Source organism: Pseudacidovorax sp. RU35E (assembly GCF_900156165.1).
Taxonomy (GTDB): domain Bacteria; phylum Pseudomonadota; class Gammaproteobacteria; order Burkholderiales; family Burkholderiaceae_C; genus Xenophilus.
In genome coordinates this window covers 20,995-46,043 of sequence record NZ_FTMY01000008.1, presented here as the reverse complement: position 1 = coordinate 46,043, position 25,049 = coordinate 20,995, and the positions used below count along the sequence as shown (strand labels likewise).

Annotated in this window: 18 protein-coding genes; 11 read left to right on the top strand and 7 right to left on the bottom strand. The window is 68.6% G+C overall.

Going from position 1 to position 25,049, the window contains the following annotated elements; all coding sequences use genetic code 11:
- Positions 1–178: 178 nt before the first annotated feature.
- The 4 genes from BXA03_RS15430 to BXA03_RS15415 are packed head-to-tail and all read right to left on the bottom strand — an operon-like array spanning position 179 to position 5,506.
- Positions 179–604, bottom strand: a complete 426-nt coding sequence (locus BXA03_RS15430; protein WP_076509419.1) for an acyl-CoA thioesterase — start codon at positions 602–604, stop codon at positions 179–181.
- Positions 605–629: 25 nt separating this feature from the next.
- Positions 630–1,643, bottom strand: a complete 1,014-nt coding sequence (locus tag BXA03_RS15425; protein WP_076509417.1) for a Bug family tripartite tricarboxylate transporter substrate binding protein — start codon at positions 1,641–1,643, stop codon at positions 630–632.
- 39 nt (positions 1,644–1,682) lie between these two features.
- Positions 1,683–3,341, bottom strand: a complete 1,659-nt coding sequence (locus BXA03_RS15420; protein WP_234983704.1) for an indolepyruvate oxidoreductase subunit beta family protein — start codon at positions 3,339–3,341, stop codon at positions 1,683–1,685.
- Positions 3,342–3,352: 11 nt separating this feature from the next.
- Positions 3,353–5,506, bottom strand: a complete 2,154-nt coding sequence (locus BXA03_RS15415) for a thiamine pyrophosphate-dependent enzyme (RefSeq protein WP_076509415.1) — start codon at positions 5,504–5,506, stop codon at positions 3,353–3,355.
- A gap of 139 nt (positions 5,507–5,645) precedes the next feature.
- Between BXA03_RS15415 and BXA03_RS15410 the strand changes: the two genes are divergently transcribed.
- Positions 5,646–6,569: a LysR family transcriptional regulator gene (locus tag BXA03_RS15410; RefSeq protein WP_076509413.1), complete on the top strand. Its 924-nt coding sequence runs from the start codon at positions 5,646–5,648 to the stop codon at positions 6,567–6,569.
- A 75-nt stretch (positions 6,570–6,644) separates the two neighbouring features.
- Here the strand turns inward: BXA03_RS15410 and BXA03_RS15405 are convergent, their stop codons facing one another.
- Positions 6,645–8,573, bottom strand: a complete 1,929-nt coding sequence (locus BXA03_RS15405) for a solute carrier family 23 protein (protein WP_076509411.1) — start codon at positions 8,571–8,573, stop codon at positions 6,645–6,647.
- 546 nt (positions 8,574–9,119) lie between these two features.
- Between BXA03_RS15405 and xdhA the strand changes: the two genes are divergently transcribed.
- From xdhA to BXA03_RS26365, 10 genes are all read left to right on the top strand, one after another.
- Complete coding sequence (gene xdhA, locus BXA03_RS15400; RefSeq protein WP_076509409.1) at positions 9,120–10,697, top strand: xanthine dehydrogenase small subunit; 1,578 nt, start codon at positions 9,120–9,122, stop codon at positions 10,695–10,697.
- A gap of 3 nt (positions 10,698–10,700) precedes the next feature.
- Entirely contained in the window at positions 10,701–13,133 is a 2,433-nt protein-coding gene (gene xdhB, locus BXA03_RS15395) for a xanthine dehydrogenase molybdopterin binding subunit (RefSeq protein ID WP_076509407.1), read from the top strand.
- Between the two features lie 79 nt (positions 13,134–13,212).
- Entirely contained in the window at positions 13,213–14,154 is a 942-nt protein-coding gene (locus BXA03_RS15390; protein ID WP_076509405.1) for a LysR family transcriptional regulator, read from the top strand.
- Between the two features lie 45 nt (positions 14,155–14,199).
- The gene (locus BXA03_RS15385) at positions 14,200–15,501 is read left to right on the top strand and encodes an NCS2 family permease (protein WP_076509403.1); all 1,302 of its coding nucleotides are present in this window, start codon (positions 14,200–14,202) and stop codon (positions 15,499–15,501) included.
- A 74-nt stretch (positions 15,502–15,575) separates the two neighbouring features.
- On the top strand, positions 15,576–17,117 hold the full coding sequence (locus BXA03_RS15380) for an ABC transporter ATP-binding protein (RefSeq protein WP_076509402.1): 1,542 nt from the start codon (positions 15,576–15,578) through the stop codon (positions 17,115–17,117).
- Entirely contained in the window at positions 17,104–18,243 is a 1,140-nt protein-coding gene (locus BXA03_RS15375; RefSeq protein ID WP_076509401.1) for an ABC transporter permease, read from the top strand. The genes BXA03_RS15380 and BXA03_RS15375 overlap by 14 nt, the downstream gene beginning before the upstream one ends.
- Positions 18,244–18,332: 89 nt before the next feature.
- Positions 18,333–19,253: an ABC transporter permease gene (locus BXA03_RS15370; protein WP_076509399.1), complete on the top strand. Its 921-nt coding sequence runs from the start codon at positions 18,333–18,335 to the stop codon at positions 19,251–19,253.
- 55 nt (positions 19,254–19,308) lie between these two features.
- The gene (locus BXA03_RS15365) at positions 19,309–20,475 is read left to right on the top strand and encodes a BMP family ABC transporter substrate-binding protein (RefSeq protein ID WP_076509397.1); all 1,167 of its coding nucleotides are present in this window, start codon (positions 19,309–19,311) and stop codon (positions 20,473–20,475) included.
- Positions 20,476–20,649: 174 nt separating this feature from the next.
- On the top strand, positions 20,650–21,699 hold the full coding sequence (locus BXA03_RS15360; RefSeq protein WP_076509395.1) for an adenosine deaminase: 1,050 nt from the start codon (positions 20,650–20,652) through the stop codon (positions 21,697–21,699).
- A 23-nt stretch (positions 21,700–21,722) separates the two neighbouring features.
- Entirely contained in the window at positions 21,723–22,088 is a 366-nt protein-coding gene (locus BXA03_RS26365; RefSeq protein WP_083716107.1) for a DUF6970 domain-containing protein, read from the top strand.
- A 90-nt stretch (positions 22,089–22,178) separates the two neighbouring features.
- On the opposite strand, the gene BXA03_RS15350 is transcribed toward BXA03_RS26365, so the two are convergent.
- Both BXA03_RS15350 and BXA03_RS15345 read right to left on the bottom strand, forming a co-directional pair.
- Complete coding sequence (locus BXA03_RS15350) at positions 22,179–23,717, bottom strand: SpoVR family protein (RefSeq protein WP_083716130.1); 1,539 nt, start codon at positions 23,715–23,717, stop codon at positions 22,179–22,181.
- A gap of 33 nt (positions 23,718–23,750) precedes the next feature.
- Positions 23,751–25,037 (bottom strand): YeaH/YhbH family protein, encoded by a 1,287-nt coding sequence (locus BXA03_RS15345; RefSeq protein WP_076509391.1) that lies wholly within the window; start codon positions 25,035–25,037, stop codon positions 23,751–23,753.
- Positions 25,038–25,049 lie beyond the last annotated feature (12 nt).

Genomic DNA, 25,049 nt, shown 5'->3' with positions numbered 1-25,049 from the left:
AGACGGATGGGGCGGCCAGGCCGCGGCGACCATGACAGGACTTCAGGCCGGCTGCGATGAAGAAGCCGATCCGGCTGCCGTCATGCGTAACGGGATGTTGCCCCGGCAAGGCGCGCCTGCGTGTAGGCCTGGGTGCCGCCCCGATGCGGTCCGGTTGCCGGGCCGGCGCGTCCACACGTCATTCGCACAAGGCGCGGATCTCCGGCGGAATGGGCAGTGCGCGCAGCCGGCCGTCCGGTCGCTTGCCGCCGAAGATGCGCACCTCTTCGCATTCCAGGATCAGCGTCTCGCCCTCGGGGTCGTCACGCGTCACGCGATAGGCCTGCACGAAGCTCTTTTCGCGCCACTCGCGGATCTGGACCGCGAACCGCAGGGTGTCGCCATAGCTGGCGGTGCTGACGAAGCGCGCCTTCGTGTCCACCAGCGGCGTGCCGATGACGCCGAGGGTGCGCGTCGTCTCCTCCCAGCGCGGCACGCCACAGCCGGCGAAGAAATGGCGCGAGGCGGCGTCGATCCAGCCGAAGAAGTTGGGAAACCAGACGATGCCGGCGGGGTCGCAGTCGCCGAATTCGACGCGGGCGGTGTAGGTGATGGTCTTGGACATGGCGGCAGGTTAGCGGCCCCCGTGTTCAATCGGCCTTGATCCCGCGTTCCTTGATGATGGCGCCGAAGCGCGTCGAATCCGTCATCGCCCGGTCGTGGAAGGCGGCCGGCGTGCCCGGCGCCGCTTCGCCGCCCAGCTGCTGGATGCGTTCCTTCACCATCGGTAGCGCCAGCACCTTGTTGATCTCGGTGTTGAGCCGTGCGATCACCGGCGCGGGCGTGCCGGCCGGCGCATAGAAACCGAACACGGTGTCGGCGTCGAAGCCCTTCAGGCCCGCCTCGGCCAGCGTGGGCACGTCGGGAAAGAGCGGCGAGCGCTGCGGGCTGCCCACCGCCAGCAGCCGCAGCTTGCCGGCCTTGACCTGCTGCAGCGCGATGCCGGGGTCGAAGTAGTAGTCGATCTGGCCGGCCAGCAGGTCCTGCAGCGCGGGCGCCGCGCCGCGGTAAGGCACGTGGGTCGCGAAGGTGCCGGTCTGCGACTTGAACATCTCGCCCGCCAGGTGCGGCGAACTGCCCACGCCCGGCGAGCCGTACGAGAGCTTGCCCGGCCGGGCTTTGAGGTAGGCGATGAACTCCTGGATGTTCTTGGGCGGCAGCTCGGGCCGGATGACCAGGTACACCAGCACGCGCGCCGCGGCGGCCACCGGGACCAGGTCCTTGGCCGGATCGAAGGGCATCTTCTCGTACAGGTGCGGATTCACGGACACCATGCCGCCGGAGCTCATCAGCAGCGTGTAGCCGTCCGCTGGCGCGCGGGCCACCGCCTCGCCGCCGATGTTGCCGTTGGCACCGCCGCGGTTCTCGACCACCACCGGCTGGCCCAGCGCCTCCGACAGCGGGTGGCCCACGAGCCGCGCCAGCTGGTCGGCGGCGCCGCCGGGCGGGAAGTTGACGACCACGCGGATCGGCTTGGCAGGCCAGGCCTGGGCATGGGCCGCCAACGGGGCGGACAGGGCGGCGGCCACGCACGCGGCACCTGCAAGCGTCAGCGCCAGGCGGCGGCGCGGGCTGCGGATCGTGGTATGGAGTTGAGGGGTCATCGCTTGTCTCCTTCTTGGTCTATTGGGGTTCTCGGTGTCTCAGGCGCTCTGGCCTTGCGAGCGGGGCGGCCGGCGCATCCAGCGGATCGGCTGCTCGGCCACCGGCCGCGGCGGCGCGCCGTGGGCCCGCAGCGCGGCGTCGAGGGCGGTGCCGGCCTCGTCGGCCAGCGCGGCCTCGCGGGCCTTGGCGATGGCCTGCGCCCGCTCGGCCGGTGTGCGGCCGGGGCTGCGGGCCAGGTGGTCGACGATGTGCAGCAGGTTGGCCTTGCCGCGCTCGTTGGTGCTGCCGTAGCCCTTGATCAGCCGGCCGCACAGCGCGAGCTCGTGGCCCAGGGCCCAGTCCTCGCGCGCGCCGGCCTCGACGGCGGCGAGCCAGTGCTCGATCAGCCGCTGCTCCTCGGCGAAGCGGCTGCCGATGGGGCGCAGCCGGCGCAGGCTGGCCAGCAGCCGCAGCGACGCCATGCCGACGACCGAATGGCTGCCCACCTTCAGCGGCAGGGCCCACGGCGACTGGCCGCGGCGCTGGCGGGCGCGGTCCCAGTCCTGCAGCCGGCGGCCGAGGGCGGGGGGCAGCAGGGCGGCAAACTCCGGCACGCCGGGCTTGAAGTGGTCGTAGACGCGCAGCAGGTCGGCCTCGCCGGCCTTGACCTCGGTGCGCACCCGCACGGCGCGGCTCCCGCGGGCCTTGAGCGCGGCCACGCGCACGATGTCGTCGAAGGCCATCCACAGGGCCAGCCAGCGGGCCATCTCATGGGTGACGGCCCAGCCCTGCGCGCCCGCGGGGTCGGACGCGCGTTCGGCATCGAGCACGCGCGACAGGCGGTCCGTGTAGCGGCGAGCGTAGGCGGCATCCTGGTACTCCCGCGTGCGCGCATGGCCCAGGGCCAACAGCTCGTGCACGGCAGCCGGAAAGCGGCTCGCCAGCTCGGGGGCCAGCGTCGGGGCCGGCGTCGCTTCCACCTTCGGGTCCTTCAGCAGCGCATCGACGAAGGCGGCCTGCTGCCGCGGCGCGTTGACGGCTTCGTAGGCACGCGCAAAGCCGCGCAGGCTGGCCGCCGCCGTGGCGCCCGGCGCCTTGCCCGAGGCCGGATCGTGGATCGCCGCCTCGAAGGCCGCGCGCGGCCAGGGCAGCACACCGCTGCCGGCGATGGCGCCGTACATGATGCTGCTGATGACGGTGCCGCATTCGCGGGCCATCGTCGCCATGTCCAGCACCTGGTGCGCGCGGCTGAAGCGGCGCACCACCTCCAGCAGCTGCGCCGCATCGGCCCGGCCATCGCCCAGCGCCATGCGCTCCGACGTGGTCAGGCTTCGGCTGGACGAGGTGAGCACCTGGGTGCGCGCCGGGTCGGCCATGCCATTGGCGATCTGGCGCGTGGTCTCAAGCAGTTCGGAGGAGACGATCACGTCCAGCGCGCCCGGCGCCGGCACCAGGCTGAACACCGGCTGCCGACCCTGTAACTGCGCCAGCGGCACCGGGAAGACCTCGACGTAATAGGTGGTGGCGCCGGTGCGCTGGGCCACGCCGGGCACCGAGGTGCTCTGCGCCGCATAGCCGGCATGGCGCGCGGCTTCGATCAGCCATTCGGTGAGCACGCCGCCGCCTTCGCCGCCGAGGGCGCACAGCAGCAGGGTGAGAGGGCGTTGGTGGGTGGCGTCGGTCATGGCGGGCGCGGCGTTGGAAGTGGGGATCGGCATGGCGGGCGCGCTCACGCCGGACGCAGGACATTGACCAGCGCCGACTGCAGGCCATGCAGCAGCCGCTCGTGCCAGCGCGGGTTCCGCACCACCTCGGCCCGGTAGAAGCTGGGGCACAGCGTGGCCGCATGGGCGTTGGCGCCGCACAGGCCGCAGCCCACGCAGCCGTCGATGACGGTGGCCACCGGGTCCACCTTGAGCGGGTCGGGGTTGTCCTTGAGCGTGAGCGTGGGACAGCCCGACAGGCGGATGCAGGCGTGGTCGCCGTTGCACACGTCCTCGTCCACGCCGTACTTGACGCGCACCACGCGCTCGCCCTTCTTGAGCAGCTGCGCGAGCCAGGGCTTGATGCGGCGCTGGCGCTCCAGCTGGCATTCACCCTCGGCGATGATGACCTTCAGGCCCTCGAAGGACGTCGTGAAAGCCTCGGTGAGCGTGGCCCGCATGGTCGCCACCTCGTAGGTGTGGACGGTGCGCATCCACTTCACGCCCAGGCCGCGCAGCGTGTCCTCGATGGTGTGGTTCTTGTGGGCCAGGCTCTGCTGCTTGTCCTCGGCGCGGGCCTTGGTGTCCTCGTCGGGCGTGGAGATGATGTCCTGCGTGCCGGTGGCGCTGGTGTAGCCGTTCTTGAAGATCAGCAGCACGGCGTCGTCGCCGTTGAACAGCGCGCTCTGCACGCCGGTGAGCAGGCCGTTGTGCCAGAAGCCGCCGTCGCCCATGATCGACAGCACCCGCCGCTGCATCATGGGCGAGACGCCCGCGCGGCTGGCCAGGCTCATGCCGTAACCCAGGATCGAATGCCCGCCGCTGAAGGGCTCGAAGGTGCCGAAGGCATGGCAGCCGATGTCGGCCGCGATGTGCACCTTGCCCACTTCCTGCTGCGCGAGCTTGAGGGCCGAGAACACCGGCCGCTCCGGGCAGCCGATGCAGAAGCCCGGTGGCCGCCCCGGCAACGGCTTGCCCAGCAGCTCGGCCACGGCGCGGCGGCGCGCGTCGTTGGCGGCCAGCCAGTCGGTGCCAGTCTGGCCGGCGCCCTCGGGCAGGTAGCGCGCGGCGAAGGTGGCCAGGCCGCGGGTCAGCACCTCGGTGGTGTATTCGCCGGCCATCTGCAGCAGGTCCTTGCCGTGCAGCGGCGTCTGCAGGTCGCGGCGGCGCAGCAGGGTGGCGATGTCCTGCTCGATGTACTCGGGCTGGCCTTCCTCCACCACCAGCAGGGCGCGCTTGCCGGCGGCGAAGTCGACGATCTGGTCCGGCACCAGCGGGTAGGTGACGTTGAGCACCAGGATCGGGATCTCGCTCTGGCCGAAGGCATCGGCGAGGCCATGCTGCTGCAGCGCGCGGATGAGGGCGTTGTACAGGCCGCCCTGCACCACGATGCCCAGGTCCTCGCGCGGGCCGGGCATCAGTTCGTTCAGGCCGTGCTCGGCGATGTAGCGCTGCGCCGCCGGGATGCGCTCGGCGCTCTTGCGCTTCTCGTGGCCGAAGGTGACGGGCGGATGGGCCAGGCGCTCGTAGTCGAAGCGGGCCGGCTCTTCCATGAGGCTGCGGGTGCTGACGGCCGGGGCGCGGTTGTCCTTGCAGTCGAAGCTGCCGCGCACATGGCAGGCGCGGATGCGCAGCTCCATCACGCAGGGCATGCTCGAGGCCTCGGAGAGGTTGAAGCCTTCCTCCACCATGCGCACCATGGTCGGCAGGTGCGGGCGCGGGTCGAGCAGGCACAGGCTGGACTTGAGCGCATAGGCATGGGTGCGCTCCTGGATCACGCTGGCGCCTTCGCCATAGTCCTCGCCCACCACGATCAGCACGCCGCCGGTCACGCCCGGTGAGGACAGGTTGGACAGCGCATCGGCCGCCACGTTGGTGCCGACGATGGACTTCCAGGTCACGGCGCCGCGCAGCGGGTAGTGGATGGAGGCGCCCAGCATGGCCGCGGCCGATGCCTCGTTCGAGCAGGCCTCGACATGCACGCCCAGCTCCTGCATGTAGTCGCGGCCCTGCACCATCACGTCCAGCAGGTGCGACACCGGCGCGCCCTGGTAGCCGCCCACATAGGCGACGCCGGCCTGCAGCAGGCCCTTGGTGATGGCCAGGATGCCCTCGCCGTGGAAGGTCTGACCCGCGCCCAGACGCAGCGCCTGTACTTCCTTGCTGAAGGAAACTTCCATGTTCTTGTCTCTCCGTCGTGGGGATGCAGGGCCGCCATCCAGCGGTGACGGCCACGGCGGCGTGGGGCGCCGCTTGTCGAAAGCGCGGAGTGTGCGGCGCCTGGGGCATGTCCTCAATGCAATGGAGCCGCTAAGTGTTATGAACGGCGTGCATATGGAAAAGCTGGACCTCAACCTGCTGCGCGTCTTCGATGCCGTGCACCGCACCCGCAATGTGAGCCGCGCCGCCGAGGTCCTGGGCCTGACCCAGCCCGCGGTCAGCCACGGCCTGACCCGGCTGCGGCTGGCGCTGGGCGATGCGCTGTTCACGCGGGTGGCCGGCGGCGTGGCGCCCACACCGCGGGCCGAGCGGCTGGCGCCGGCCGTGCGGGCCGCGCTCGCCACGCTGGACGAGGCCGTGGCCGAACCCGAACGCTTCGACCCGGCCCGCTCGCGCAAGACCTTCCGCATCCACATGAGCGACATCGGCGAGGGCCGCTTCCTGCCGCCGCTGATGCAGCACCTGCGCGCGCTGGCGCCCGGTGTGCGGCTGGAGACGCTGCCGCTGCGCCCGCAGGACATCGCCACCGCACTGGACGAAGGCCGCATCGACCTGGCCTTCGGCTTTTTGCCCAAGGTGAAGGACACGCGTCACCAGCACCTGCTTCAGGATCGCTACATCGTGCTGGTGCGTGCCGGCCACGCGTTCGCGCGGCGGGCGCTGCGTGGCAAGGCGCTGCTGGCTGCGCTGCAGGGGCTGGAGTTCGTGGCCGTGCGCTCGCATGCCGACACCCTGCGCATCCTGCAGTTGATGCAACTGGAGGAGCGTGTGCGGCTCGTGACCGAGCATTTCATGGTGCTGCCCGCCATCGTGCGCGCCACCGATCTGGCCGTGGTCATGCCGCGCAACATCGCGCGCAGTTTCGGCGAGGGGGCCGGCTTCGCCATCGTGGAGCCCGACTTCCCGCTGCGCGACTTCGGCGTGGCTCTGCACTGGAGCCGCCGCTTCGAGGACGATGCGCCCAACCGCTGGCTGCGCGGGGAGATCGTGCGCCTGTTCGGCGAGGCCATGACGCCGGCCTGACCGGCGTGCGACGGCAGAGCACCGTGCTGCGGCGGGAAGCGGGGCACGCCCCCCGCCGCAGCACGCGGCAGCCCCTCAGTGGGCGCCGGCGGGGCTGGCGTCGAAGGCGCGCAGGCGGGCGCTGACGATCGGATTGGCGTCGGCCACCAGGTCGTCGAAGCGGTAGTTGGCGATGCGGGCCATCTCTACCAGCGCGGCAGCCCGCTCGACCGCCGGGGCGTTGCCGAGCCGCTCCCAGCCCTGGCGCACCATGCGCTCGTAATGCGCGTCACGGGCACTGACGATCAGCGGAAAGCCGAACTGGGCCCGGTAGGCGCGTGCCATGGTGGCCACCTCCTCCTGAGACATCGCCGCAATGCCGGCTTTCTCATGGTCGAGCAGGTAGGCATTGGCGGCGTCGCCCTCGCTGCCGAGGTCGGGGAAGGCCGCCATCAGGGCCTGCTGCTGCTCGGGCGTGCCGGTCAGCAGGGTGTCCTGGAAGGATGTGCGCAGGGCATACGTGTTGGCAAAGGGGCGTGCGGCATAGGCGCGCTCCAGCACCCAGTCCATGTTCTGGACCAGGGGGCCGAAGGTGGCGTTGAATTCCTTGCGGCTCATGCCGTTGACCTGCTCCAGGCTCACCAGGCTGCCGGGCCGGCCGGCGACGGCCGTATGGGCGCCACCGCCGATGTGGTTGAAGACGATGTTCAGCGCGATGGCCGTCAGCGCACCCAGCGTGATGCCGCTGCCGAAGACGATCTCGGCCCACTTCGGAAAGGCGGTGCTGATGAAGGGCTGGGCCGTCACCAGCATGCCGAGGCCGAGGCTGGTGCCCAGGATCACGATGTTGCGGTGGTCGTTGAAGTCCACCTTCGACAGCGTCTGCACGCCCACCACGGCCACGGCCGCGAACATGGCCAGCGCCGCGCCGCCCAGCACCGGGTGCGGAATGCCTTCGACGATTGCCGCCGCCTTGGGCAGCGAGCCCAGCACGATCATGATGATGCCGGCGGCCACCACCACCCAGCGGCTCTTGACCTGGGTGAGCCGCACGAGGCCGACGTTCTCGGCAAAGCAGGTGTAGGGGAAGGAATTGAACACGCCGCCGAGGAAGGTGGCCGCGCCGTCCGCGCGGATCGCGCGCGCGATGTCGTCGCTGCCGATGCGCTTGCGCACGATCTCGCCGGTGGCGTAGACGTCGCCGGTCGTCTCGACCATGGTGATGCACATGACGATCAGCATCGAGACCACCGCGGTGATGCTGAAGGTCGGCATGCCGAAATAGAAGGGCGACGTGTAGCCGAACCAGGCCGAGCTGCCGACCTTGTCGAAGTGCGCGTCACCCAGCGCCCATGCGACCAGCGTGCCGATCACCAGGCCCAGCAGCACGGCCACCGTGGCCATGAAGCCGGTGAACAGCCGCTGAATGAGCACGATCAGCGCCAGCGTGCCGAATGCGTACAGGCAGTTCTTGAGCAGCACCGGGTTCTGGATGGCGTTCGGTCCCTTGCCGACGACGATGTCGTTGGCCGCCACCGGCAGCAGGGCGATGCCGATGATCAGGATCACCGAGCCCGTGACGATGGGTGGGAAGAAGCGGATCAGCCGTGCGAAGTAGGGCGCCGCGAAGAAGGTGAACAACCCGGCCACCAGCACCGAGCCGTAGATCTCCAGCAGGCCGGTGACGCCCCCGCCTGCCGCCAGGCCGATGGCGATCATGGGGCTGACGGCGGTGAAGGTGACACCCTGTAGCAGCGGCAGCCGCACGCCCACCTTGCCGACGCCCCAGGCCTGCAGGATCGAGGCGATGCCGCAGGTGAAGAGGTCGGCGTTGATCAGGTGGATCAGCTGCTCGCTGCTGAGCCCCAGTGCGCCGGCCAGGATGATGGGCACGAGCACCGCGCCCGCATAGAAGGCGAGCACGTGCTGGAAGCCATAGGCGGCGAGTTGGGGAATGGGCAGCACTTCATCGACGGGATGGACACGCCGCGAGGCTGGCGTGGACGGTGTGACAGCAGTTTTCATGATGTTGTGCGCGCGTTGCGCTGTTGGAGGAAAACGGGAATGGGCGCAGCCACGCCGCCCGTACGGCCGTGCACCGACGGACGGATGGGCCGCGCAGGCCCAGGCACTTGCCGGGGGGCAGCTGGGTCGGAAGCGTGGGAGCCGCGGCCTCAGCCGCGGAGGGCGCTGGGCCGGGCCGATGTCGGATCGGCGGGCTGTTGCATGCGCGACGCGGAAGAAAAGCGTCGAGGAGGGGAGGCGGCGCGCAGAAGCCGCGCGCAGAAGCGGAATGGTGACATATGAAATCCCTGATTTGCCTTATACGTGCTCTTATATGACGTCAACGTTGTTGAACGTCTTGCTTTGTCATGCAAGAGACGTGCCGACGCAGCTCGAGACCCTGGCGCGGAAACTGCTCAAGCAGGGGCTGTCCGACCTGTCGGCATACGGTTTGCCGGATGAGCGATATGGTCGGGCGGATATCCACGGATGCGCCACTGCGAATAACTTCACGGCCGCCCTGTGCGTTGCACCGCGGTGGCCTGCACGATGCCCCAAAACAGTTCCATGACCCACACCACCCAACCCATTCAGTTCTTCCACCGCGGCCGCGTGGTGGCGGTCGACGGCGTGCATCCGACACGTTCCGTGCTCGACTGGCTGCGCGAGGACGCACGCTGCACCGGAACGAAGGAGGGGTGCAACGAGGGCGACTGCGGTGCCTGCACCGTGGTCATCGGCGAATTGGCGGACGAGGGCGAGACGGGCGCCGTCGGCGGGCTGAGGCTGCAGACGGTCAATGCCTGTATCCAGTTCCTGCCCACGCTGCACGGCAAGGCGCTGTTCACCGTCGAGGACCTGAAGGCGCAGACGGCCTGTGTGCACGACGGCGAGCGCCACTCCAAGCATCCTGTGCAGCAACTGCATCCGGTCCAGCAGGCCATGGTGGACTGCCATGGCTCCCAGTGCGGCTTCTGCACGCCCGGCTTCGTGATGTCGATGTGGGCCAGCTACGAGCAGCACGGCGAGCGCGGCACCCGGCCGACGCGGCAGCAGCTGGCCGACGATCTGTCGGGCAACCTGTGCCGGTGCACCGGCTACCGGCCCATCCTCGACGCCGGCCAGAAGATGTTCGACCTGCCGCCGGTCAGACTGGACACCACCCCGGTGGTGCAGGCGCTGCAGGCCCTGCGCACCGACGCCACCTTCGACTACGCGGCTCCCCTGGGCCAGCGCACCGACCACTTCCACGCACCCGCCAGCCTGGACGCCTTCGCCGAACTGCGCGCCGCCAAGCCCCAGGCCCGGCTGCTGGCCGGCTCCACCGACATCGGGCTGTGGGTCAACAAGCAGTTCCGCGACCTGGGCGACATCCTCTACATCGGCAATGTGGCCGAGCTCAAGCGCATCGACGTGGTGGAGGAGGACGAACTGTGGATCGGCGCCGCCGTGTCGCTCGAGGACGCCTGGTCCGCCATCGTGCAACGCGCGCCCTCTCTGCAGGATGTGTGGCTGCGCTTCGCCTCGCCGCCGATCCGCCACGCGGGCACGCTGGGCGGCAACGTGGCCAATGGCTCGCCGATCGGCGACTCGCCGCCCATCCTGATGGCGCTCGATGCCGAGGTGGAACTGCGCAGGGGAGCGCGCGTGCGCCGCATGCCGCTGCCCGACTTCTACGTCGACTACATGAAGAACCAGCTGGAGAGCGGCGAATTCGTGCAGGCCATCGTGCTGCCGTTGCCGGCCTTCGCGCGCCGGCTGCGCGGCTACAAGATCAGCAAGCGCTTCGACTGCGACATCTCGGCCCTGTGCGCCGGCTTCGCGCTCGAACTCGACGGCGACGTGGTGCGCAGCATCCGCCTGGCGTATGGCGGTATGGCCGCCACCGTGCGCCGCGCCACCCAGGCCGAGGCCGCCGTCGTCGGCCAGCCCTGGACGCAGCAGGCGGTGGAGGCCGCCAAGGCGGCCCTGGCCCAGGACTTCAAGCCCCTGACCGACCTGCGCGCGTCGGCCGACTACCGCCTGCAGGTGGCACAGAACCTGTTGCAGCGCTTCTGGCTCGAGACGCGCGCCCACGAACCGCTGGAGGCGCTGGAGACCAGCGTCTGGTCGGTGATGCCCCATGCCCCTGCCTTCGGAGCCTGAACGATGAACAAGCCGATCGACCCCGCCCTGCTGCAGTCTGCCGAGGCCTTTGCCGACTACGCCGCCAACACGGCCGCCCGCATCGACACCGATGCCGAGGCCCAGGCCCTGGCGCAGGGGGCGCGCGTGGGCATCAGCCGTCCCCACGAGTCCGCCCATCTGCACGTGGCCGGCGAGGCCACCTACACCGACGACCTGCCCGAGCTGGCCGGAACGCTGCACTGCGCGCTGGGCCTGTCGCCCGTGGCGGCCGGACGCCTGGAAGGCCTGGACCTGGACGCCATCCGGGCCATGCCCGGCGTGGTGGACGTGATCGTGGCCGACGACATTCCCGGTGCCAACGACTGCGGCTCGATCGTGCACGACGATCCATTACTCTGTGATGGCGAGATCCGCTTCCTCGGTCAGCCGCTGTTCGCCGTGATCGCCCGTACCCGCACCGAGGCCCGCCGCGCTGCTGCCCGCGCCAAGGAAGCGGCCCGCGTGGTGCCGGCCGAGCCGGTGCTGACGCCGCAGCAGGCCCATGCCCGCGGCCAGTACGTGGTGCCGCCCATGCACCTGGCCCGCAGCGACAAGGGGATCGCCGTGCGTGCCGCCATCGAGGCCGCGCCGCACCGCCTCACCGGCCAGATCGATGTCGGCGGCCAGGAGCAGTTCTACCTCGAAGGCCAGATCAGCTACGCCATCCCGAAGGAGGGCGGGACGATGCAGGTCTACTGCTCGACCCAGCATCCCACCGAAATGCAGCACCTGGTGGCGCATGCGCTGCACCTGCATTCCAACGAGGTGCATATCGAATGCCGACGCATGGGCGGCGGCTTCGGCGGCAAGGAATCGCAGTCGGGCCTGTTCGCCTGCATTGCAGCCGTGGCGGCCAACAAGCTGCGCCGGCCGGTCAAGCTGCGCCCCGACCGCGACGACGACTTCCTCATCACCGGCCGCCGTCACTGCTTCTGGTACGAGTACGAAGTGGGCTTCGACGACGAAGGCCGCATCCTCGGCGCCGAGATCAGCATGGTCTCGCGCGCGGGCCACTCGGCCGATCTTTCCGGCCCGGTGATGACCCGCGCCCTGTGCCACTTCGACAACGCCTACTGGCTGCCCGAGGTGAGCATGCATGGCTTCTCGGGCCGCACCAACACCCAGAGCAACACCGCGTTCCGCGGCTTCGGCGGGCCACAAGGCGCCATTGCAGTGGAATACGTGCTCGATTCCATCGCCCGGCAGCTCGGCCGCGATGCACTGGATGTGCGCCGTGCCAACTTCTACGGCAAGACCGAGCGCAATGTCACGCCTTACGGCCAGACGGTGCGCGACAACGTGATCCACGAACTCGTGGGCCAGCTCGAGGCTTCGAGCGACTATCGCGAACGGCGCGAGGCCATCGAGGCCTTCAACGCCAAGAGTCCGGTGCTCAAGCGGGGAATGGCACTCACGCCGATCAAGTTCGGCATCAGTTTCAACGTGCCGCACTTCAACCAGGCCGGCGCTTTGGTGCATGTCTACACCGACGGCTCCATTCTGGTGAACCACGGTGGCACCGAAATGGGTCAGGGCCTCAACACCAAGGTGGCGCAGGTGGTCGCGCATGAACTGGGGGTGGAATTCGAGCGCGTTCGCGCCACGGCCACCGACACGACCAAGGTGGCGAACACCTCCGCCACGGCCGCCTCCACGGGTGCCGATCTCAACGGCAAGGCCGCGCAGGACGCCGCGCGGCAGATCCGCGAAAGGCTGGCCGACTTCGCTGCGCGTCGCCATGGCGGCACGCCCGATGCGGTGCGCTTCGCCAACGGCAAGGTGCAGGTGGCCGGGCGCGAGCTCACCTTCGCCACGCTGGTGGCCGAGGCCTACACCGACCGGGTGCAGCTGTGGTCCGACGGCTTCTACAGCACGCCCGGCCTGCACTGGAACTCACAGACCATGCAGGGCCATCCCTTTTACTACTTCGCCTATGGCGCGGCGGTGAGCGAGGTGGTCATCGACACCCTCACCGGCGAATGGAAGCTGCTGCGCGCCGACGTGCTGCACGACGCCGGCCGCTCGCTCAATCCGGCCGTCGACATCGGCCAGGTCGAAGGGGCCTTCATCCAGGGCATGGGCTGGCTCACCACCGAAGAGCTGGTCTGGCATCCGGGCAACGGCAAGCTGCTGACCCACGCGCCCAGCACCTACAAGATCCCCACGGCCAACGATTGCCCGCCGGTGTTCAACGTGCGGCTCTTCGACGGCCCCAACGCCGAGGACTCCATCCACCGCAGCAAGGCTGTCGGCGAGCCGCCGCTGCTGCTGCCCTTCTCGGTGTTCTTCGCCATCCGCGACGCCGTGTCCGCGGCGGGCGGCCACCGGATCGAGCCTCCGCTGCGGGCACCGGCCACCAGCGAAGCGATTCTGCGTGCACTCACCGCGGTCCAGGCCGCGTCTGCCGACGCCTGATCGTTCGGCCGGAACAGCGGCCGCCCAGGCTCCCGTCAGGGGGGCCGGGCGCTGCCTGTCTCTGGCAGAGTGAGGCCCCATGCGAGACCAGGCCCTCTTCGACAAGATCGATCTGCACCTCATCCGGGTGCTCTACACCGTGCTCACCGACCGCAGCGTCTCGCGCGCTGCCCTGCGGCTGGGCATGTACCAGCCGGCCGTCTCGGCGGCGCTCAAGCGGCTGCGCGAGCTGTCGGGCGATCCCCTGCTGGTGCGGTCGGGCTCGGGCATGGTGCCGACCGAGGCGGGCCTGCGCATGATCGAGCCCGCCGCCAGCATCCTGCGGGCGGCCGAGATGCTGTTCTCCGATGTGCGCGGCTTCGAGCCCCAGACGGCGGCCACCACCTTCCGCATCGCCGCCAACGACTACCTCGACCCGCTGTTTTTGCCGTTGGTGGTGACGCAGATCAAGCGGCTCGCGCCGCTCACGCGCATCGAGATCCATCCGCTCTCCTCCGACTCCGACTACCACGCCCACCTGGCCGAAGGCACGCTGGACCTGGTGATCGGCAACTGGCTCAAGCCGCCGGAAGACCTGCACATGTCGCGCCTCTTCGGCGACGAGGTCGTGTCGATGGTGAGCCAGGAACACCCCGCGGTGCGGCGCGGCTGGGACCTCGAGACCTGGCTGGAGGCCGAACACATCGCGCCCACGCCCACGCACCCAGGCGCGCGCGGCATCATCGACCAGCTGCTCGATGCCATCGGCCGGCAGCGCAACATCACGGCGCGTTGCGCGCACTTCAGCCTGATCCCGCAGATGGTGGCCAGCAGCCTGCTGGTGCTGACCACGGGGCGCCAGTTCTGCGAGCGCTTCGCGCAGCAGCTGCCGGTGCGCATCCTCGACTGCCCGGCCACCTTGCCGCGCCTGCTCTATTACCAGCTCTGGCACGAGCGCACGCATTCGTCGAGTGCGGCGCAATGGCTGCGCGAGCAGGTCAAGAACGCGGCCGCCTCGCTGCGTCAGCCCGGCGGCCCCTGATTCCTTTCGCTTTCCTCATTCACAACAACACCGGAGACAAAACCCATGAATGCGATCGAGCGGCTGTTCAAGCTGCAGGAGCACGGCACGACCGTGCGCACCGAACTGCTGGCAGGCCTGACCACCTTCCTCACGATGGCCTACATCATCTTCGTCAACCCCTCGATCCTGGGTGATGCAGGCATGCCGAAGGAGGCCGTCTTCGTCGCCACCTGCGTGATCGCCGCCCTGGGCTCGGCCATCATGGGCCTGTATGCCAACTACCCGATCGCCTTGGCGCCGGGCATGGGCCTGAACGCCTACTTCGCCTACGGGGTGGTGCAGCACATGGGCTTCACCTGGCAGGCAGCGCTGGGGGCGGTGTTCGTCTCGGGTTGCCTGTTCCTGCTGGTGACGCTGTTCCGCATCCGCGAGCTGATCATCCGGGGCATCCCGCTGTCGCTGCGCTATGCCATCACGGTGGGCATCGGCCTCTTCCTGGCGCTGATCGCGCTCAAGAGTGCGGGCATCGTCGCCGCCTCGCCGGCTACTTACGTCACGCTGGGCGACCTTCACCAGCCCGCGGCCGTGCTGGCGGTGCTGGGCTTCTTCCTGATCGTGATGCTGGACCGGCTCAAGGTGCCGGGTGCCATCCTGATCGGCATCGTGGCCGTGACGCTGGCCAGCTTCTTCTTCGCCGGCAACGAGTTCAAGGGCGTGGTGTCGGCGCCGCCGTCCATCGCGCCCACGCTGCTGCAGCTGGACATCAAGGGTGCGCTGGCGGGCGGCATCCTGAACGTGATCCTCGTGTTCTTCCTGGTCGAGCTGTTCGATGCCACCGGCACGCTGATGGGCGTGGCCAAGCGCGCCGGCCTGCTGGTGCCGGGCAAGATGGACCGGCTCAACAAGGCGCTGCTGGCCGATTCGGGCGCCATCTTCGCGGGCTCGCTGCTGGGCACCTCCAGCACCACGGCCTATGTGGAGAGCGCGGCGGGCGTGCAGGCCGGCGGCCGCACGGGGCTCACGGCGCTGACGGTGGCGGTGCTCTTCCTGGCCTGCCTGTTCATCGCGCCGCTGGCCGGCGTGGTGCCGGCCTATGCGACGGCGCCGGCCCTGCTCTTCGTGGCATGTTTGATGCTGAGGGAGCTGACCGAACTGGACTGGAACGAGACCACCGAGGTCATCCCCGCGGCCATCACCGCGCTGGCCATGCCCTTCACCTATTCCATCGCCAATGGCCTGGCCTTCGGCTTCATCAGCTATGCGGTGCTGAAGCTGCTCACCGGCCGGGCGCGCGAGGCGCACTGGATGGTGTGGGTCATCGGCGGGATCTTCCTCTTCAAGTACATCTACCTGCCGGGTCACTGACCTATCCGGGTCGGCCCGAGGCGACTAGCATTCACCGTTTTTTTGCAAAAGAGCGACCCCCGAAGGCCAACCCCATGTCTCCCCCCAGACTCCAGCTCGCGCACATCACCAAGCGCTATCCCTCGGTGGTCGCCAACAGCGACGTGTCGCTCACCGTCCAGCCCGGCGAAACCCATGCCGTGCTGGGCGAGAACGGCGCCGGCAAGTCCACGCTGATGAAGATCATCTACGGCTCGGTCAAGCCGGACGAGGGCACGGTGCGCTTCAACGGCCAGCCGGTGGCCATCCGCAATCCGCAGGAGGCGCGGCAACTGGGCATCAGCATGGTGTTCCAGCACTTCAGCCTGTTCGACACGCTGACGGTGGCCGAGAACGTCTGGCTGGGCCTGGACAAAAGCCTGGCACTGGCCGAGGTCACGCGCCGCATCGTGGCCAAGGCGGGCGAGTACGGGCTGGAGATCGACCCGCTGCGGCCGGTCCACACCCTGTCGGTGGGCGAGATGCAGCGGGTGGAGATCATCCGCGCGCTGCTCACCGACCCCAAACTGCTGATCCTGGACGAGCCCACCTCGGTGCTGACGCCGCAGGCCGTGCAGAAACTCTTCGTGGTGCTCAAGAAGCTGGCCTCCGAGGGCTGCTCCATCCTCTACATCAGCCACAAGCTGCACGAGATCCGCGAGCTGTGCACCGCCTGCACCGTGCTGCGCGGCGGCAAGGTCACGGGCGTGTGCAATCCGCAGCAGGAGACCAACGAGTCGCTGTCGCGCCTGATGATCGGTGCCGAGCCGCCGCCGCTGACGCACCGGCCGTCCAGCGTGGGGGAGGTGGCGCTGGCCGTCGAGCGCCTGAGCCTGCCGCGCGAAGACCAGTTCGGCGTCGACCTGGAAGACGTCTCGATGCAGGTGCGCGCGGGCGAGGTGGTGGGCATCGCCGGCGTGTCGGGCAACGGCCAGAAGGAACTGCTCTACGCCCTGTCGGGCGAGGACGTGCGGGCCGAGCCCGGCATGGTCCGCCTCTTCGGCCAGGGCGCCGGCCGGCTGCGTCCACGGGCGCGTCGCAAGCTGGGCCTGCACTTCGTGCCGGAGGAGCGCCTCGGCCGCGGTGCCGTGCCCACGCTGGGCCTCGCCCACAACCTGCTGCTGACGCGCGACGACGCGGTGGGCAGCGGCGGCTGGCTGCGCATCGGCCAGCTGGAGCAGCAGGCGCGCGCCATCATCGAGCGCTTCAAGGTCAAGGCTGGCGGGCCGCAGTCGGCGGCCAAGTCGCTGTCGGGCGGCAACCTGCAGAAGTTCATCGTCGGCCGCGAGATCGACGCCAGCCCCAAGCTCTTCATCGTGTCGCAGCCGACCTGGGGCGTGGACGTGGGCGCTGCCGCCCTGATCCGCGCCGAGATCCTGGCGCTGCGCGATGCGGGCTGCGCCGTGCTGGTGGTCAGCGAGGAGCTGGACGAGCTGTTCGAGATCAGCGACCGGCTGCATGTGATCGCCAAGGGGCGGCTGTCGCCTTCCATCGACCGTGCCGCGGCCACCGTGCCGCAGATCGGCGAATGGATGAGCGGACTGTGGGAGGGCGCGGCTTCGCGCGCGAAGGAGGAGGGCATCCATGCTCAAGCTTGAGTTGCGGCCGCAGCTGTCGCGTTTCTGGAGCTACGGCTCGCCCATCCTGGCGCTGCTGATCACGGTGGTGATCGGCGTGATCCTGTTCGCCGCGCTGGGCAAGGACCCGGTGCGAGGGCTGCAGGTCTTCTTCTGGGAGCCGATCAAGAGCAGTTACGCCATCGGCGAGTTGCTGGTCAAGGCCACGCCGCTTCTGGTCATCGCGCTGGGACTGGCGGTGTGCTTCCGCTCCAATGTGTGGAACATCGGCGCCGAGGGCCAATTCGTGCTGGGCGCCATCGCGGCCGGTGGCATGGCATTACTGGCCGACAAGAACACCGGTCCGTGGATCGTGCCGGCCATCCTGGTGGCTGGGGTGCTGGGCGGCATGCTGTGGGCGGCCATCGTGGCCTGGCTGCGCGACGTGTGCAATGCCAACGAGATCCTCACCAGCCTCATGCTGGTCTACGTGGCCACGCTGCTGCTGCTGTGGCTGGTGGGCGGCCCATGGAAGGATCCGATGGGCTACAACTTCCCGCAGACCAAGACCTTCGAGGCGGTGACGCAGATCCCGCGGCTGATGAAGGGCTCGCGCGTGACCATCGGCATCGTGATCGCACTGGTGGGCGTGGCGGCGCTGTGGGTCTTCCTGTTCCGCACCCGGCTGGGCTTCGCGCAGCAGGTGGGCGGGCTGGCGCCGGCGGCGGCGCGCTATGCGGGCTTCTCGGCCCGGCGTGCGGTGTGGATCGCGCTGTTGACCTCGGGCGGCGCGGCGGGCCTGGCCGGCGCGCTGGAAGTGGCCGGCCCCATCGGCCAGCTTACGCCCTATGTGCCGGCGGGCTACGGCTTCGCGGCCATCATCGTGGCCTTCGTCGGGCGGCTGCATCCGGTGGGCATGGTGTTCTCGGCCATCCTGATGAGCATGTTCTACATCGGCGGCGAACTGGCGCAGTCGCGCCTGGGCCTGCCCAAGTCGCTGACGGCGGTGTTCCAGGGCCTGCTGCTGTTCACGCTGCTGGCCTGCGACACGCTGGTGGCGTACCGCGTGCGCATGAAGGCGGCGGCGCGGCCGGTGTCGCCCACGGTAGGCACGTCGTCGCTGCAGGCATCGACGCCCGATGTGGTTCCCCAGGTCAAGGAAGCCTGAACATGGCCCCCCACACTCATCACTTCGTGTATTCGTTGCCCCCCGCGGGGGCGCAGGCCTCCCTTGGGGCGGCCCTGCAGGAGACCTGAATGGAAAGCTACGCACTCCTCCTGGGCGCCATGCTCAGCGCCGGCACGGTGCTGGCCATCGCCGCGCTCGGCCTGCTCATCAACGAGAAGGCCGGCATCGTCAACCTGGGCGCCGAAGGCATGATGCTGTGCTCGGCCATCGGCGGCTTCGCGGCCTATGTGCACACGCACAACGCCTGGATCGGCTTCGCGGCCGGCATGGCGGTTGGCGCGCTGCTGGCGGGCCTGTTCGGCGTGCTGGTCATCTGGCTCAACACCAACCAGTACGCGACGGGCCTGGCGCTGTCGCTCTTCGGCGTGGGCTTCTCGGCCTTCGTCGGCATCAACTACGTGCAGGCCAAGGCGCCGGGCGGGATGGCCTTCGCCATTCCCGTGCTGGGCGACATCCCCTTCATCGGGCCGGCGCTGTTCCGCCACCATCCGCTGGTGTACTTCGCGGTGGCGCTCACCTTCGCGCTGATCTGGTTCCTCTACCGCACGCGGGCCGGCCTGGTGCTGCGCTCGGTGGGCGAATCGCCCGAATCGGCGCATGCGCTGGGCTATCCGGTGCGGCGCATCCGGCTGATGGCGGTCATGGCGGGCGGCGCCCTGTGCGGCCTGGCGGGTGCCTACCTGTCGGTGGTCTACACGGGACTGTGGGTGGAGAACATGGTGGCCGGCCGCGGCTGGATCGCGCTGGCGCTCACCACCTTCGCCACCTGGCGGCCCATGCGGGTGCTGCTGGGCGCCTATCTCTTTGGTGGCGTGACGCAACTGGGCTTCCATCTGCAGAGCGTGGGGGTCGATGTGCCCAGCCAGTTCCTGGCCATGATGCCGTACGTGGCCACCATCGTTGTGCTGGCGCTGATCTCGCGCAACCCCGCGTTCATCCGCGTCAACATGCCGGCGTCGATCGGGAAACCGTTCTACCCCGGCTCATAATGCGCGCTGCGTTTTTTACCTTCCTCAACGTCTTGCTGCCAAGGACCTTTAGACAATGACCGATCTGAACAAGCGCTCGCTGCTCAAGCTCGCCGCCATCTCCGCCGCGGCTGCTGCCGCCCTGGTGGGCTGCGGCAAGAAGGAAGAAGCCCCTGCTGCGGCGGCACCGGCGGCGCCCACGCCCACCGCTGCTGCGCCGGCCCCGGCTTCGACGGCGCCGCTGGAGATCGCCTTCGCCTACGTCGGCCCGGTCGGTGACGGCGGCTGGACCTTCGCGCACGACAACGGTCGCAAGGCGCTGGAGAAGGAGTTCGGCGACAAGATCAAGACCACCTTCGTCGAGAGCGTGCCCGAGTCGGCCGATGCCGAGCGCGTGTTCCGCGACTTCGTGGGCCAGGGCAAGAAGCTGATCTTCGGCACCACCTTCGGCTACATGGAGCCCATGCTCAAGGTCGCGGGCGACGCCAAGGACGTGAAGTTCGAGCATGCCACCGGCTACAAGACGGCCGAGAACATGCGCACCTACGACAGCCGCACCTACGAAGGCGCGTACATGGCCGGCATCATCGCCGGCGCCATGACCAAGTCGAACAAGCTGGGCGTGGTGGGTTCGGTGCCGATCCCCGAGGTGCTGCGCAACATCAACAGCTTCACGCTGGGAGCCCAGTCGGTGAACCCGAAGATCACCACCAATGTGGTGTGGGTCAATGAATGGTTCAGCCCGCCGAAGGAAACCGAGGCCGCCACCGCCCTGATCAACGGCGGCGCCGACGTGCTGTTCCAGAACACCGACTCGCCCGCCGTGCTCAAGACGGCGCAAGAGAAGGGCAAGCGTGCCTTCGGCTGGGACAGCGACATGACCGCCTACGGTCCCAAGGCCCACCTGGCCTCGGCCGTGATCAACTGGGGCCCCTACTACATCAAGGCCACCAAGGACGTGCTGGACGGCACCTGGACCACCGGCCAGACGTGGTGGGGCGTGAAGGAAGGCGCGATCGACCTGGTCTCCGTGGCCGACGACGTGCCGGCCGACATCAAGGCCAAGGTCGACGAGGTCAAGAAGGGCCTGAAGGACGGCACCTTCCAGATCTGGAAGGGCCCGATCGTCGGCCAGGACGGCAAGGAACTCGTCGCCGCCGGCGCCGCCGCCGACGACAAGTTCCTGTCGGGCGTGAACTTCTACGTCAAGGGCGTGGAAGGCAAGGTGCCAGGCAAAAATTGACCACCCCGTTTTTTGCTCACTTCGTGTAGCCGAATCCCCCTCAAGGGGCGCACCCAGCGGCCCGGCAAAGCCGGTTCCGCGGGTGCTCTGGCAACATGCACGGCCGCTTTCGAGCGGCCGTTTTCTTTGCTGGCGCTTTATGCTTAGCCACCGCGATTGCTGCCCCACCCCACCATGAGCCTGCCCTTCGACCCCGCCGCCATCCCTGCCGACCGTCTGCCCGCGTTGCTGCGTACCATGCCCAAGGCGGAACTGCACATGCACATCGAGGGCTCGCTGGAGCCCGAGCTGATCTTCGCGCTGGCGCAGCGCAACGGCGTGGCCATTCCCTATGCCAGCGTCGAGGAACTGCGCAAGGCCTATGCCTTCACCAACCTGCAGAGCTTCCTGGACATCTACTACGCCGGCGCCAGCGTGCTGCTCACCGAGCAGGACTTCTACGACATGGCCTGGGCCTACCTGCAGCGCGCGGCGGCCGACAAGGTGTTGCGCACCGAGATGTTCTTCGACCCGCAGACGCACACCGAGCGCGGCGTGCCGATGGCCACGGTGATCGGCGGCCTGCACCGTGCGTGCGTGGATGCCAAGGCTGCACTGGGCGTGGATGCGGCGCTGATCCTGTGCTTCCTGCGCCACCTGAGCGAAGAATCGGCCTTCGAGACGCTGGAGCAGGCGCTCCCCTTCCGAGACCAATTCATCGGCGTCGGCCTGGATTCGAGCGAGGTTGGCCATCCGCCAGAGAAATTCGCCCGCGTCTTCGCGCGCTGCCGTGAGCTGGGCTTTCACCTGGTCGCCCATGCGGGCGAGGAAGGCCCGCCGGCCTATGTGTGGAGCGCGCTCGACGTGCTCAAGGTCGAGCGCATCGACCATGGCGTGCAGAGCAGCAAGGACCCAGCCTTGATGAAGCGACTGGCGGCCGACCGCATTCCGCTGACGGTCTGTCCGTTGTCCAACCTAAAGCTGTGCGTGTTTCCGCAGCTGTCGCAGCACAACCTGGGGCAACTGCTCGACGCCGGCCTGGTCGCGACCGTGAACTCGGACGACCCGGCCTACTTCGGCGGCTACATGAACGAGAACTTCCTGCAGACCTTTGCCGCCACCGGCCTGAGCGCGCAGCATGCCTGGCAGTTGGCGCGCAACGGGTTCGAAGGCAGTTTCGCGGATGCGGCAGCCAAACGCGCGTGGCTGGACGGGGTGGATGCGCATTTCGCGTCCTTCGCCTGAGCGACGCGCTGCAGGACGGCCCCATGCAGTACCGCGCGCTTCGATATGGACTCGCCGCGGTCTTCATCGCAGCGCTCGCCGGGTGCGCGAGCCGGCATGAAGACAAGGCCGACACCGCCGACGTCGCCGACGCCGGCCACACCGGCGGCAGCGCTTACCCGGACGAGCGCATCGTTCAGGAGATCCGGCGCCTGGAGTCGGATCCATCGGCCCAGTCCATATTGCCGCTGCGGCGCGTGCGGTACCTCGGGCAGCGGGCCTATTTGTTGACGTCGCCCTGCTGCGACCTGTTCAACCATCTCTACAGTGCCGACGGCAGGCTCCTGTGCGCGCCTTCCGGGGGATTGACGGGGCGGGGTGACGGGAGTTGCCGCGGCAAGGTGGAGTAGGGCGGCGGCCACTGCCCCTCTGGCCGTCTGCGACAGGGCCGCATCACCGCCGGCGATGGCACGGCGTGAACCCGGGGCGTGCGTAGGCAGCTAACTCCGCTTCGGGCTCACCGTCTTGCGATAGCCCACGCGCCCCTTGTCGTCCACGCTTTCCAGGTGGACGTCGAAGCCCCAGAGCCGCGCGACGTGCTTGAGCACCTCGGGCGTCTCTTCGTGCAGCGGCCGGTTGTGGCGCTGCGTGTGGCGCAGCGTCAGTGAACGGTCGCCGCGCAGGTCCACATTCCAGACCTGGATGTCGGGCTCGCGGCTGCCCAGGTCGTACTGCCGCGCCAGTGACTCGCGCAGTGCCCGGTAGCCGGCCTCGTCGTGGATCGCGGCCACCTCCAGTTCCGGGTCGGCCTCGTGGTCGCGGATGGCAAAGAAGCGGAAGTCGCGCATGACCTTCGGACTCAGGAACTGGCCGACGAAGCTCTCGTCCTTGAAGTTGCGCATGGCGTAGTCCAACGTCGTCAGCCAGTTGGAGCCAGCGATGTCCGGGAACCACTGCCGGTCTTCCTCGGTGGGCTTCTCGCAGATGCGCTTCAAATCGCTGTACATCGCGAAGCCGAGCGCGTAGGGATTGATGCCGCTGTAGGCGCGGTGACCCACTGGCGGCTGGTAGACCACGGCGGTGTGCGAGCTAAGCCACTCGATCATGAAGCCGTCGGCCAGCAGGCCGCGGTCGTACATGGTGTTGAGCAGGGTGTAGTGCCAGAAGGTGGCCCAGCCCTCGTTCATGACCTGCGTCTGGCGCTGCGGATAGAAGTACTGCGCCACCTTGCGCACGATGCGCACCACCTCGCGCTGCCAGGGCTCCAGCAGAGCGGCGTTCTTCTCGATGAAGTACAGCAGGTTCTCCTGCGGCTCCTCGGGAAAGCGGCGCGCCGCCTGCGGGTCCTGGGCCGCTGCGCCGGAGCGTGGCACCGTGCGCCACAGGTCGTTGAGCTGGCGCTGGATGTAGGCCTCGCGCTCGGCGCGCCGTTCCTTCTCCTGCGCCAGCGAACGCTTCTGCGGCCGGCGGTAGCGGTCCACGCCGTAGTTCATCAGCGCGTGGCAGGAATCGAGCAGGTCTTCCACCGCCTCCACGCCATGGCGCTCCTCGCATTCGGCGATGTAGTTCTTGGCGTAGACCAGGTAGTCGATGATGGACGAGGCATCCGTCCACATGCGGAAGAGGTAGTTGCCCTTGAAGAAGCTGTTGTGGCCATAGGCCGCGTGGGCAATCACCAGCGACTGCATGGCCATCGTGTTCTCCTCCATCAGGTAGGAGATGCACGGGTCGGAGTTGATGACGATCTCATACGCCAGGCCCATGTGGCCGCGGCGGTAATTCTTCTCGGTGGCGATGAACTGCTTGCCGTAGGACCAGTGGCGGTAGAGCACCGGCATGCCCACGCTGGAATAGGCGTCCATCATCTGCTCGGCCGAGATGATCTCCAGCTGGTTTGGGTAGGTGTCCAGGCCGAAGGCGCGCGCCGTTCTGGCGATCTCGTCGTGGTAGGTCTCGATGAGTTCGAAGGTCCAGTCGGACGGGCTGGGCAGGCGCTCGGGCGAGCGCTCGAAGACGGGGGGCAGGCGGGACGGGGTCATCGTGTCCTTGGCTCCTGGCGGGTTCATTCCCACTTAGGCGGCTGCTGCCGCGCCTTCCTTCTTGAACAGATCGCGGAACACCGGGTAGATGTCCTGCGCACTCGACACCTTGCGCATCGCGAAGTGGCCGAAGCGGTCTTCGAGTTGCGTGTACTCCTGCCACAGGTTCTGTTCGGCCTCGGCCACCTGCACATAGGCGTAGTAGCGCACCAGCGGCAGGATGGAGTCGGCCAGCAGCTCGCGGCAGCGGCCGCTGTCCTGGTGCCAGTTGTCGCCGTCGCTGGCCTGCGCGCCGTAGATGTTCCACTCGCTGCTGGGGTAGCGGGCGCGGATGATGTCGCGCATCAGCACCAATGCGCTGGAGACCACCGTGCCGCCCGTCTCTGTCGCATGGAAGAAGTCGTCCTCGCTCACCTCCTGCGCCTGGGTGTGGTGGCGAATGAAGACGAGCTCGATCTTCTCGTAGTGCTTGGTGAGGAACAGGTACAGCAGCATGAAGAAGCGCTTGGACATGTCCTTGCGCGACTCGTCCATGGAGCCGGAGATGTCCATGAGGCAGAACATCACGGCCTTGGCACTCGGCACTGGCGTGCGCACGCGGCTACGGTAGCGCAGGTCGATGGGGTCGATGTAGGGCACGTGGCGTGCGCGGCGGCGGATGCCGTCCAGCTCCTCCTGCAGCGACTTCATCAGCTCCGCGTCGGGCGCGGGCTCGCGCGCCAGATCGGCGATGCGCGCTTCGAGCGCACGGATGTCCTTGCGGTCCTGTCCGCCCAGCGCGATGCGCCGCGCCAGCGCCCCGCGCATGGAACGCACCACATGCAGGTTGTTGGGCGTGCCATCGCTGGTGAAGCCGGCCCGGTGGCTCTTCCACTCGGGCACCTCTGCCAGCTGGGTGCGGATCAGGTGGGGCAAGGCGAGGTCCTCGAAGAAGACCTGCATGAACTCCTCGCGCGTCAGGCGGAAGACGAAGTCGTCCTCGCCTTCGCCGCTGTCGCTGGCCTGCCCACTGCCCGAGCCGCCACCGCCCTGGCCCTTGGGCCGCTCGATGCGGTCGCCACGCACGTACTCCTGGTTGCCCGGGTGCACGTATTCGCGGTTGCCACCCTGCGCATGGCCGAAGGTGGGTTCGGACACATCGCGCCGCGGCAGCGTGATGTCCTCGCCCGCCTCCAGGTTGCGGATGCCCCGGCCGCTGACCGCCTTGCGCACTGCATCTCGGATCTGCGTGCGGTAGCGGCGCAGGAAGCGCTCGCGGTTGCCGACCGACTTGTTCTTGCCCGACAGGCGCCGGTCAATGATCTGCTGGAACATCGCCAAGGTGCAGCACCT